This is a genomic window from Alkalibacterium sp. 20, from assembly GCF_001885615.1.
In the GTDB taxonomy this organism is placed as follows: Bacteria; Bacillota; Bacilli; order Lactobacillales; family Carnobacteriaceae_A; genus Alkalibacterium.
Genome location: NZ_LSRN01000061.1, coordinates 1 through 11,486, shown reverse-complemented (window position 1 = coordinate 11,486; position 11,486 = coordinate 1). Strand labels below are relative to the sequence as shown.

Below are 11,486 nucleotides of genomic sequence, written 5' to 3'. Positions count from 1 at the left end.
TTACAACAACGAACGAGGACAATGGAAACTAAAAAAATTGACTCCGGTATCATACCGAAGCCAGCTTCTTTTACAACCCGCAGCATAGGGTGTTTTTTATACTCTCCTTGACATAGGGTCCGGTTTACAGTCAAGTGTAGAGAACAGTGGGGTTTTTAATTTAATGGATACTTATTTTCTTGTTGAGATCAACTCAACCAGTTCAACATGCCCATGATCAAAACAACGAGTATAGCAAGGGGAGCGATATATTTGGTGACGAAGATGAAAGACGGACCCCATGAGGTATCTTTGGTGTCGGTATGTTCGAGGATTTCGTCATTTTTCCACGTCCACGTCACGAAGATAACGGCTAATAGGGCACTAAGTGGCAACAGCACGTTCCCAGTAAAGCCATCAATAAAGTCCAGGAAGCTGTAACCAAACACTGTGATTTCCATCGCTCCCTGACTGAGTGAAGATACGACACCGAGTAGGGTAATGGCGATGCCAGTTAAGACGGTTACGACTTTCCGTGATTTGTTGAATCGGCGCATAAAGTAAGCGACGGAAACTTCAAGCAGCGAAATGGCTGAAGACAGGGCCGCCAAGGTGAAGAGGACAAAGAAGACGAGTCCGACAAAGACACCAATGCCGCCGAGAGCCTCAAAGATAGTGGGTAACACGATAAAGATCAAGCCGGCGCCTTCAGCCGGATCTAATCCGAAAGCGAAGAGTGCCGGGAAAATAACCAGACCTGAAATGATAGCGAAGGCCGTATCCAGGGCAATGACGATCGCTGCCGAAGAGGGCAGTCGTTCATCTGGATTTAAATAACTGCTGTACGTGAGCATGATCCCCATGCCCAAGCTTAGAGTGAAGAATGCCTGCCCCATCGCGGTGACGTACACATTCGGATCAGCAAATGCCTCCCAATCGGGTCTAAACATAAAGTTAAGGGCTTCAGTTGTGCCGCCTAAGGTCATACTGTAAATCGCTAAAGCGATGATGAGGAAACTTAGGATCGGCATCATCAATTTACTTGTCAATTCGATCCCTTTCTGTACGCCAATAAAGACGATACCAACGGCAAGTAACATAAACAACGATTGCCAGAAAACAGGAGAAAAGGTATCACCGATAAAATTTGTGAAGAAGGCTGAAGAATCACCGGTGACGCCACCCGAAATATATTCCCAGGTGTAACGCATTGACCAGCCACCGATGACCCCATAGAACGATAAAATCAGGAAAGCAGCGAGTACACCGAAGCCACCGGCGATAAACCAAGCTGTTTTAGGGGCGATTTTCTTGAACGATTCGACCGCATCAGCCTGCGCGCGACGTCCGATTGAAAATTCGACCATCATGACTGGGAAACCAAGTAACAAGACACTGATAAGATAAATGATTAAAAAGGCAGACCCGCCACCTGAGCCCATGGCATAGGAGAAACGCCAGATGTTTCCCAGCCCGACCGCGGAGCCCATGGTTGCTAAAATAAATCCCCAGTGAGATCCCCATTGTTCTCTTGTATCTTTCATAATAGTACCACTCCTTTTCTGTTAGTCATTTTCTCAAACAGTTAAGAACGCAACTGTTGAGAATCGTAACACGAATAGCTGAACCTTCTGATCCAAGACTTTTAAAAGGTTGTTACCGATATGATATGAGAGTGTGCAAGGTAGAATGTTTTATTTGACCCTATTGTAGAGCTAAAAGCATTCGATCACAAGTGATTTTCACAATATAAAAGATACAAACTAGTGTCTGTATATCTAGCTTGTGAAAAGGATGAATGCTGTTACCGTACGTTTGTAAATATTTTAAATCATACAATAAAAAGTTGAAACGTGCTAGCAAAACGATTTATCCAAACATTTTCTTTTTTTAACCGGGAATTGGCCTATATTGGGTCAGGTAGTAAGGTGGTCAAGATAAAATCTTTAGTTGTATAAATAAAATTTATAGCTCTATACATATTAAGTATTTGCTAATTAGGAAATATCAGGTAAACTTAAGTTAAGCGCTTACAAACTTAGGAGAGTGGAAAGAATGCCAACAGTTGCAGTTGCAGGTGGTTCTAGAAAAGAAATTTTGGAACTGGCAAGGCTGAGTCAAATAGAATTCAAAGATCGCGTTAAATTTAAGGTTTTTGATGTCGAACCCAATATCGATCATGAAAAGACGTGGGAATACATACAGTGTGAATCAGAAGAAGACATGGTGCATCAAACGGTAAAAAGTGTCGTGAACAAGGAAGCAGATATTTTGCTAAAAGGAGGCGTGCAGACACATGTCTTATTAAAAGAAATGCTGAAAAAAGAACATGACTTGAAAACACAGGACTTGCTTTCACATGTTGCTTTAGTCAATCTGCCGGCTATGGACCGACAAATTTTACTCACAGATGCCGGTATGAATATCATGCCGACAGAAGATGAGCTTGAACAAATCATCAACAATGTCATAGAGGTAGGGAAGGCTATTGGGCTTGAGCATCCAAAGGTAGCATTAATCAGCTCAGCAGAAAATTATAACCCAAAAATGCCTTCATCGGTTCTGGCTAAAGCATTAACAGAACGATTCAAGGATTGTTCTGAAGCGATGGTATACGGTCCGCTTTCACTCGATTTATCATTATCTAAAACAGCGGTAGAACATAAAAAGTTCGATGGACCTATTCGAGGCGATGCAGATATTCTGGTGGTCACAAATATCGATGTGGGGAATGTCTTGTATAAATCCTTCCTACTCTTTGGAGAAGCAATCATGGGAGGAACGATCGTCGGCACGAAAGTACCAATCGTCTTAACGTCCCGCAGTGATGATGTAGAGAGTAAACTGTATGCGTTGAAATTTGCGTTGATGCAAGTGACTGACAAAAAAACTGTTGGAGGGTATCTATGAGAAAGTTGATATTGGTGATCAATCCGGGTTCGACATCGACGAAGGTCTCTCTATACGACGAAAAGGACTCAGTTGCGACTGAAACGATCCGTCACAAGATGGAAGAACTCGCTCAATATGACGGGATTATCGATCAGAAAGCTTTTCGTAAGCAAGTTATTCTAAACTTCATGAAAAAGGGAGGTTATGGACCGGAAGATCTAAAAGCGGTGGTGGGTCGAGGAGGTCTCTTGAAACCTATTCCAGGCGGAACTTACTTGGTCGATGAGGCGATGCTGAAAGATTTAAGAGAAGAGAAATACAGCACCCATGCATCAAACCTTGGAGCTGTCTTGGCCAATGAAATTGCCGAAACAGCGGGTGTGAACGCGTATATCGTTGATCCAGTGGTTGTGGATGAGATGGATGCCATCGCTCGCGTGTCCGGTTTGAAAGGAATCGAACGCCGCAGTGTGGCGCATGCCTTGAACCAGAAAGCCGTAGCTAGAAAGGTCCTGCAGCAAAAGAACAAGGAATATACGGACAGTAATGTCGTCGTTGCGCATCTAGGAGGTGGGTCAAGTATCGGGGCACATCACAGAGGCAGGATGATCGATGTGGTCAACGGCTTGGACGGTGAAGGACCATTTACGCCGGAACGCACAGGCGGTTTGCCCCTATATGACTTTGCCAGAATGATTTTGGAAAAAGAGATGACACTGGACCAGATCAAAAAAATACTGGCCGGTAATGGCGGCATCAATTCATACCTCAACGAAATCGATTTAAGGAATGTGATCGAAAAAATCGATAAGGGCGACCGGGAAGCTGCGGACTATCTTGAAGCCATGACGTATCAGATTGCGAAGGCCATTGGCGAAATGGCCACGGTCTTGAAAGGCGACGTCGACGTGATCATCCTGACAGGAGGTGCCAGTTATAGTGCATTTGTTGTGGAACATATCAAAGAACGCGTGTCCTGGATTGCTCCGGTGGTAGTCATGCCGGGGGAAATGGAAATGGACGCCCTGCACGAAGGCGTCATGCGCGTCTTAAATAATGAAGAGGAACCGAAACGATACAGCGAGACAAATAGTGGATAAGTGAGGGGAAAGCGATGGCGATAGAAACAGACCTTCTAATACTAGGTGGCGGAACAGGCGGCTATGTCGCAGCTATACAGGCAGCAAAGCAGGGCATGGACGTGGTACTGATTGAACAGGACAAGCTTGGTGGAACGTGTCTGCACTGGGGCTGTATTCCAACAAAAGCGCTGCTTAGAAGTGCGGAAGTGATGGACACCTTGAAGAACGCAAAAGAATACGGCGTAGACATCAGTGGCTCAGTCCAAGTCGATTTTGAAAAAGTGAACGAACGAAAACAAGCCATAGTTGATCAGCTGTATCAGGGTGTACAGGGGCTGGTGAAGAAAAATAGGATCAAAGTAGTGTATGGCAAGGGTGCCGTGTTAGGTCCGTCGATCTTTTCACCGGTCTCTGGCGCCGTAGCCGTGACGTTTGACGACGAAGACAAAGAAGAAGAAATCTATGTGTCCAAAAAACTGATCATTGCTACAGGATCAAGTCCGGCCACCTTGCCGCATCTGCCATTGGATGAAGAAACTATTTTATCATCTTTTGGGATGCTTCAACTTGAAGAACTGCCGGAATCCATCGCCATCATTGGCGGCGGCGTGATTGGTGTCGAGTGGGCGTCACTTCTTCACAGTTTGGGTGTCAAAGTCACGATCTTTGAAGCACTTGATCGACTGATCGTCAACGAAAGCAGGACGGTTTCTAAAGCATTGCTCAAACAGTTCAAAAGACGCGGCATTCAGGTGGAACTCAGCCAGCTCGTTGAAGGCGTGGAAAAAACAGACGGCCAGGTGAACCTTTCTGTGAAAGGAAAAGACACGCCTTTATCATTTGAAAAAGTAATGGTCGCGATCGGGAGAATACCGAATGTGGATGGGATCGGTCTTCAGAACACATCGATTAAATATGATGCCAAAGGGATCCAAGTGAACGATCATTACCAGACGACAGAGAGCCACATTTATGCGATCGGGGACTGCATCGATACCCTGCAGCTCGCTCATGTGGCGATGAAAGAGGGAGAACTGGCCGTTGAACACATCGTTCACGAAACCAGTGACCCGATAAATTATCTGAATGTGCCACGCTGCACCTATACGATACCTGAAATAGCCAGTGTGGGTTACACAAAAGAAACGCTACCGGAAGGTAAAAAAGTCAAAATGGGAACGTTCAACTTCAATGCCAACGGCAAAGCCTTGATTCATGGCTTTGCTGACGGGTTTGTTGAAGTGATGAGAGATGAAGAAACCGATGATTTGATCGGCGTGTCCATCATTGGTCCGCATGCGACGGATCTGATTTCAGAAATGAGCACAGCGATTTATTTGAATGCGACCCCGCTTGAAATCGGTGAAGCGATCCATCCGCATCCGACCTTGACGGAAGCCATTCAAGAAGCGGCGCTGGATGTCTACAAATTAGCGATCCATAAATAAGAAAGCGAGTGTGAAGAGACTATGAAAAAACTGGCAGAATCTGGTTTGACAAAAGAAGAAATCATCAAAGCGTACAGATACGTTTTACTAGGACGTCGCCTGGATGAACGGCTATGGCAGCTGACCCGTATCGGCAAGACATCGTTCAACATCTCAGGACAGGGACATGAAGTGGGACAAGTGGCGATGGCGATGGCTTTTGACCACGATAAAGATTATTTCCTGCCTTATTATCGGGACATGACACCGTGCTTGGTCTGGGGAATGACACCGAAAGATATTTTGCTCGGTTCACTCGGTAAAGAGGACGACCCGTCTTCCCATGGCCGTCAGATGCCGAACCACTATGGCTCCAAAGAACATAATATCGTGACGCATTCGTCAACAGTCAGCACGCAGTTCCCACTGGCAACCGGTGTCGCTTACGGTGCTCAGCTTGGGAAGAAAGACTACGTTACCCTGACGACAACAGGTGAAGGGGCAGCCAACCAGGGTGAAGTGCAGGAAGCCATGAACTTTGCCGGCGTAAAAAAATTGCCGCTCATTTTTGTATTTGAAAACAATGGCTACGCGATTTCCGTTGGACGAGAAGAACAGTATGCCAGTGAAAAACTATCCGACCGCGGACCGGCTTTTGGCTTTACGGGCATACAGGTAGACGGCCATGACTTTGTAGAATCTTATCTGGCCTTCAAGCAAGTTGTAGCGGACGCACGAAACGGTAAAGGACCCGCCTTGATCGAATTGATGGTGACACGCTTGACCGCACATTCGGCGGATGATGATCACTCTGTGTACCGTTCCAAAGAGGATATTGAAAACTTGAAAAACAACGACGGGTTGCTCTTGTTTGAAAAACAACTCATTGATGAAGGATACCTGACCCGTGAACAGATGAAAGCAATGGATAAAGATCTTAAAGAGGAAATCAACCAGGCGACGGACGAAGCAGAAGCCATGCCTGATCCAACACCAGATACCATACTTGAGCAAGTCTATGCAGATAAATAAAGGAAGAAAGGATGCGTTAAGCCCATGGCAATGATGACATACTTAGAAGCCATTCATAAAGGAATCGAAGAAGAAATGGCTCGAGATGAAAAAGTGGTGATTTTTGGAGAAGACGTTGGAGGCATGAAAGGCGGCGTCTTTGGTGTAACCAAAGGATTAGCTGAGAAATTTGGCGATGAGCGCTGCTTCAATACTCCGCTGACAGAAGGTCTTATCGGAGGACTTGCAGTGGGGCTCGGCACAGTTGGGTACAGAGCAATCGGGGAATTCCAGTTTGCCGATTATATCCTGCCGGCCGTGAACCAGCTGATTTCAGAAGCGAGTCGCATGCGTTACCGGACGAAAGGGGACTGGACAGCACCGATTACTTTCCGTGCACCTTACGGCGGTGGGGTCCGTGGCGGACTTTATCACTCTCAGTCAACCGAAAAAGTGTTGTTCGGTCAGCCGGGGCTCAGAATCGTGACCCCTTCTTCACCACGTGATGCAAAAGCGTTGATCAAAGCAGCCATCCGCTGTGACGACCCAGTGCTGTTCTATGAACATAAACGCCTGTACCGTTTGCTCAAAGAAGACGTGCCGGAAGACGATCACGTCGTACCGATCGATAAAGCCAATGTGGTCAGAGAAGGCGATGACATCACGGTTATCGGATACGGTATGGTCTTGAATCATGCCCTCAAAGCCGCTGAAATATTGAGCAAAGAAGGCTATGAAGCGGAAGTAGTGGACGTTCGTTCCATTTATCCTTTAGACAAAGAGACCCTGGTCAAAGCAGCGAAGAAAACAGGCAAAGTGCTGCTGGTAACTGAAGATAATTTAGAAGGCAGCGTCATGAGTGAAATTTCAGCCATAATTGCCGAGGAAGCATTGTTTGACTTGGATGCACCGATCAAACGACTGGCTGGTCCGGATTCACCAAGCATGCCATATGCGCTGCCATTGGAACGTGAATTTTTGGTAACTGAAGACAAAGTACTGAATGCCATGCGTGAACTCGCAGAGTTTTAAGGAGGAAGAGTGAATGAGTATAAAGATAATCAAGATGCCTCACTTGGGTGAAAGCGTCACGGAAGCCTCGATTGCTTTGTGGTTAGTTTCTGAAGGCGACAAAATAGACAAATACGATCCCGTTGCCGAAGCCGTTTCGGATAAAGTGACGACTGAGATCCCGTCAAATTACTCGGGCATTGTCAAAGAATTTTTGATTGACTTAGATACCGATGTGGAAATTGGGACGCCGATGTTATCCATTGAAACAGATGACGCAGAGGAAGCTGGCGAGTCAGAACAACCTTTCGGTGCAGAAAGTCCTTCCGCCATTGAGAAAAAAGAAGAGATGACCGATCATATCAACAAAGAAATAGATGAAGCAGCCGAAAAAAAGCCAATCGAAAGAGACACAAAAGCGTCTATTCAGCAAAGTGTTTCTGCAGAGTCGGAACCAATGGCAGACAAAAAGGCGCGCTACTCTCCAGCAGTCGTCCGTATCGCTCAGGAAAGAGACATCGACCTGAAGCAGGTTGAAGGGTCAGGGAAACACGGACGTATTACGCGCAAGGATGTCTTGAACTTTGATGTGAAGAGTCAGACCGCAGCGAATGGAGACTTACACAAAGGCTCTTTACAGGTTCAAAAAGAGATGATCGAAAGAGAGATGAGTAAAAAAACTGAAACACCTTCCGAACAGGCTGCATCATATACAACGGTCGGCGATGAAGTAGTTCCGGCTGACCGTATCCGCAAAGCCATCGCTAGGAAAATGGTGCAAAGCACATCAGAAATCCCCCATGCATGGTTGATGGTGGAGGCAGATGTTTCCAATATCGTTAAATTAAGAAACAAAACGAAAGATCGATTCAAAGAACTAGAAGGGATCACACTGTCTTACTTCCCATTCTTCGTTAAAGCCGTTGTGCAGGCGCTCAAGAAACACCCGATCATCAATGCGTCATGGGACAATGGCAACATTGTCTTCCATAAGGACATCAATATCTCAGTCGCTGTCGCCACCGAGGAACATTTATTTGTGCCGGTGATTCAGCATACCGATCATTATTCACTCAGTGGCTTGTCGAGAGAAATCGATCGTTTGGCCAGCTTAGCCCGGGATGGCAAATTAGGTAATCAGGATACTCAAGGCGGCACAATGACCTTGAACAATACCGGCAGTTTCGGTTCTGTCCAGTCCATGGGCATCATCAATCACCCGCAGGCAGCGATTTTACAGGTCGAAAGCATCACGAAACGTTTTGTCCCGACAGAAGATGGCGGGTTCAAAGCAGCCGATATGATCAACTTGTGCTTATCGATCGATCACCGCATGATCGATGGCCTCCAAGCCGGTCGTTTCTTGAATGATGTCAAAGAAAATCTGCAGAAATTTTCAGATGAGTCAGATTTATATTGAAAAAACAGTTTCACTCAACTAAATGAGCAAAACTGTCAGAAGCAGTCAATTCTTTTTGATTTCACCAATTAGGTCATTGATCGCTTTGGTTGGGGCCTTTCCTTTATTCAAGGCAACACCAATGGGATAGTAATCGTTTTTATCCTGCAGGGGGATCCACTTCAAACCCTCCAGGGCACCGATTGCTTTGTATTCGATCGGCAACAAACAGATGGAATCCAGCGTCTGCAAACTATAAAGCAGCACCTGCAGATCGTCGTGATACATGACGATGTTCGGTTCAAAACCCAGATGACGACTTCGGTCCAGAAGCATCTGACCGAGCATGAAGTTTTCGTTCAAAGTTGAGAACCGCTGCTCTTTCAGATTTTCAAACTTTAATACGTCTTTTTCAGATAAGGGGTTATTTTCCGGGACAACGACGTGTACATTATAACCTTTGGTCGACGTGTTGAGTGCCTCGATCGAAATAGCGTTCGACTGTGTGTTGGGAAAGGAAACCAAGCCAATATCCAGTTCATCGTTGGCGAGCATTTCCTGGATTTTGCGGGACCCGTTTTGAGTGATAATCAAATCCACGTTCTGATGGGTCGCGATAAAATTGGAAATCTGCTGCATATACTGGATGGCAAACAAAATAGTGAGTCCTAAGCGTATCATTTCTTTCGAATCCGTTCTCATGTGCTGGATTTCGCTGACCAGCGTATCAAAGTCAGTGACGATCTTCTCCCCTCGTGTATACAGAAGTTTGCCTGACTGGGTGAGATTGAACGATTTGTCGTTTGGATCGAAGAGTTTGGTATTGAGTTCCGCTTCTAATTTTTTAATGGTGAACGAAAGTGTCGGCTGGGTAAGGAATAAATTCCGAGCCGCTTGCGATAAGTTTTTAGTGTTGGCAATTTCTATAAAGTATTTCAATTGTTTGATATCCAAGTCGATCCTCCTTCAACTAATATGCTAATTGGTTCATTATACAACAGAAATAATGAAAACGGTTAATATAGTTTGGAAATTAAATGACTTCTTATAGTGCAATCGAATCCAGAAACGATGGCAATAAAAAATCTGAACATAGGGAAAGGACGTTATAGGAATGGAAATATTCAAAAGCTTGGAAGAACATGATTACGAACAAATGATCTTTATGCAGGATAAAGAGACAGGCTTGAAAGCTATCACATGTATTCATGATACGACTTTGGGACCCGGTTTAGGCGGCACACGTTACTGGACATATGAAAATGAAGAAGATGCGATCGAAGATGTGCTCAGACTTGCGTGCGGCATGACATATAAAAACGCGGCAAGCGGCTTACCCATTGGGGGAGCAAAAACAGTTATCCTGAAAGATCCTGAAAACCAAGTGAGTAAAGAAGCGATGTTCAGAGCGTTTGGGCGGTTTGTGGAAGGGTTGAATGGCCGTTACATAACTGCCGCAGACGTCGGTACCACCGAAGTGGAAATGGATTATATCTACCAGGAAACGAACTATGTCGCAGGTACGGGACTTAAACCGGGTACTTCTGGCAATCCTTCACCATCCACGGCTCACGGTGTTTATGTCGGGATGAAAGCCGCTGCGAAAAAAGCCTTCGGGTCGGATTCATTGCAAGGGAAATCCATCCTCGTAGAAGGTGTCGGAAAAGTGGGTTACTTGTTAGCTGAAGCTGCACTCAAAGAGGGTGCGAAAGTTTATGCGACTGATATTTTTGACAGACCAAAAGAACGTGCCAGAGAGCTCGGCTGTGAAATCGTTGAAGCGGACAAAATGTTCGACATTAAAATAGACATCTATGCGCCCTGTGCACTGGGTGCTTCTATCAATGATGAGAGCCTGAAAAAAATAGAAAAAGCCGGCATCAAAGTCGTTGCCGGTGCAGCGAACAATCAGTTGGCTGAAACGCGTCATGGTGATAAGTTAGACGAAATGGGTATCGTTTACGCACCTGATTATATCCTGAATGCAGGCGGCGTTATCCAAGTCGCTGATGAATTCAACGGCGGCTACAACTCCAAGCGCGCACGCATGTCTGTCAATCGCATCTATGATCAGATCGAAAAAGTATTCGAAATCGCCGAGCGGGACGGTATTCCAACCTATAAAGCGGCCGATATTTTAGCTGAAGAACGTATTGCGGCAGTCAGAAACACGAAGAGTATCTTTGCAAGAGACAGTAAATCGATTTTAAACCGTTAAAATTGTGAAATAAAAGAAGCTGGGACATTTGTCCTAGCTCCTTTTATTTGAGAAAGTCATTAAAAGTTTAGCTAATCACTCGTAGACTATTATATTTGACCATCTTTAAATTGCTTCTGGAAACCATGCGTTAATAAGGGTATCGAAGCAAGTTCTAGGATGACTATACTTAGTATCAGTATTGAAGAAGAAGAAGGTGATATAAAGAATGAAACAAATACGATTGGAGATAAAAACAATGCTATTTTAATAATTGAAGTCACACGAGAAAAGTGGAACGACCCTCTTGTAATTTTTCCGACAATATATGAAAAAGAGAACAGAGGATATAAAAAATTATAAAATAGACAGAATAAGACAAATAATGATGTTATAAAAGAAACAGAATTAGCTATAGCGAGAGAAGTTAAATTGAAATCTATAATACTCAAAGCAAACAGAAAAACATTCAACAATAAATATATTAT

The 11,486-nt window shown here is 44.9% G+C and carries 11 protein-coding genes; 9 read left to right on the top strand and 2 right to left on the bottom strand.

Annotated features, from left to right (window positions below; genetic code table 11):
• On the top strand, positions 1 to 88 hold an 88-nt coding region (locus AX762_RS13450), incomplete at its 5' end, for an IS3 family transposase (protein WP_143139312.1).
• Positions 89 to 188: 100 nt separating this feature from the next.
• Here AX762_RS13450 and AX762_RS10105 read toward each other — a convergent pair.
• On the bottom strand, positions 189 to 1,523 hold the full coding sequence (locus tag AX762_RS10105) for a sodium-dependent transporter (protein WP_071849014.1): 1,335 nt from the start codon (positions 1,521 to 1,523) through the stop codon (positions 189 to 191).
• Positions 1,524 to 2,034: 511 nt separating this feature from the next.
• Here AX762_RS10105 and AX762_RS10100 point away from each other — a divergent pair.
• From AX762_RS10100 to AX762_RS10075, 6 genes are read left to right on the top strand one after another with little or no spacing between them, the layout of a single operon-like run.
• Positions 2,035 to 2,889, top strand: coding sequence for a phosphate acyltransferase (locus AX762_RS10100; protein WP_071849013.1), 855 nt, complete (start codon positions 2,035 to 2,037; stop codon positions 2,887 to 2,889).
• The gene (gene buk, locus AX762_RS10095; protein ID WP_071849012.1) at positions 2,886 to 3,971 is read left to right on the top strand and encodes a butyrate kinase; all 1,086 of its coding nucleotides are present in this window, start codon (positions 2,886 to 2,888) and stop codon (positions 3,969 to 3,971) included. The genes AX762_RS10100 and buk overlap by 4 nt, the downstream gene beginning before the upstream one ends.
• Before the next feature lie 14 nt (positions 3,972 to 3,985).
• A complete protein-coding gene (lpdA, locus tag AX762_RS10090; RefSeq protein WP_071849011.1) occupies positions 3,986 to 5,401 on the top strand; it encodes a dihydrolipoyl dehydrogenase in 1,416 nt (471 codons plus the stop codon).
• A 21-nt stretch (positions 5,402 to 5,422) separates the two neighbouring features.
• The gene (locus AX762_RS10085; RefSeq protein WP_071849010.1) at positions 5,423 to 6,412 is read left to right on the top strand and encodes a thiamine pyrophosphate-dependent dehydrogenase E1 component subunit alpha; all 990 of its coding nucleotides are present in this window, start codon (positions 5,423 to 5,425) and stop codon (positions 6,410 to 6,412) included.
• A gap of 24 nt (positions 6,413 to 6,436) precedes the next feature.
• Positions 6,437 to 7,423 carry an alpha-ketoacid dehydrogenase subunit beta gene (locus tag AX762_RS10080; protein ID WP_071849009.1) on the top strand — a complete coding sequence of 329 codons (987 nt, stop codon included), beginning with the start codon at positions 6,437 to 6,439 and terminating at the stop codon, positions 7,421 to 7,423.
• A gap of 13 nt (positions 7,424 to 7,436) precedes the next feature.
• Positions 7,437 to 8,822, top strand: a complete 1,386-nt coding sequence (locus AX762_RS10075) for a dihydrolipoamide acetyltransferase family protein (RefSeq protein ID WP_071849008.1) — start codon at positions 7,437 to 7,439, stop codon at positions 8,820 to 8,822.
• Between the two features lie 45 nt (positions 8,823 to 8,867).
• Here the strand turns inward: AX762_RS10075 and AX762_RS10070 are convergent, their stop codons facing one another.
• Positions 8,868 to 9,755, bottom strand: coding sequence for a LysR family transcriptional regulator (locus AX762_RS10070; protein ID WP_071849007.1), 888 nt, complete (start codon positions 9,753 to 9,755; stop codon positions 8,868 to 8,870).
• Between the two features lie 160 nt (positions 9,756 to 9,915).
• Here AX762_RS10070 and AX762_RS10065 point away from each other — a divergent pair, with 160 nt between their 5' ends.
• Positions 9,916 to 11,019, top strand: a complete 1,104-nt coding sequence (locus tag AX762_RS10065) for a Glu/Leu/Phe/Val dehydrogenase (protein WP_071849006.1) — start codon at positions 9,916 to 9,918, stop codon at positions 11,017 to 11,019.
• Positions 11,020 to 11,178: 159 nt separating this feature from the next.
• Positions 11,179 to 11,361, top strand: a complete 183-nt coding sequence (locus AX762_RS10060) for a hypothetical protein (RefSeq protein ID WP_071849005.1) — start codon at positions 11,179 to 11,181, stop codon at positions 11,359 to 11,361.
• Positions 11,362 to 11,486 lie beyond the last annotated feature (125 nt).

Excerpts from the sequence above, each read along its gene's own strand:
- AX762_RS10060 (WP_071849005.1), top strand. The coding sequence starts at position 11,179 with ATGACTATACTTAGTATCAGTATTGAAGAAGAAGAAGGTGATATAAAG.
- AX762_RS10085 (WP_071849010.1), top strand. The coding sequence starts at position 5,423 with ATGAAAAAACTGGCAGAATCTGGTTTGACAAAAGAAGAAATCATCAAA.
- lpdA (WP_071849011.1), top strand. The coding sequence starts at position 3,986 with ATGGCGATAGAAACAGACCTTCTAATACTAGGTGGCGGAACAGGCGGC.
- buk (WP_071849012.1), top strand. The coding sequence starts at position 2,886 with ATGAGAAAGTTGATATTGGTGATCAATCCGGGTTCGACATCGACGAAG.
- AX762_RS10065 (WP_071849006.1), top strand. The coding sequence starts at position 9,916 with ATGGAAATATTCAAAAGCTTGGAAGAACATGATTACGAACAAATGATC.
- AX762_RS10075 (WP_071849008.1), top strand. The coding sequence starts at position 7,437 with ATGAGTATAAAGATAATCAAGATGCCTCACTTGGGTGAAAGCGTCACG.
- AX762_RS10100 (WP_071849013.1), top strand. The coding sequence starts at position 2,035 with ATGCCAACAGTTGCAGTTGCAGGTGGTTCTAGAAAAGAAATTTTGGAA.
- AX762_RS10105 (WP_071849014.1), bottom strand. The coding sequence starts at position 1,523 with ATGAAAGATACAAGAGAACAATGGGGATCTCACTGGGGATTTATTTTA.
- AX762_RS10080 (WP_071849009.1), top strand. The coding sequence starts at position 6,437 with ATGGCAATGATGACATACTTAGAAGCCATTCATAAAGGAATCGAAGAA.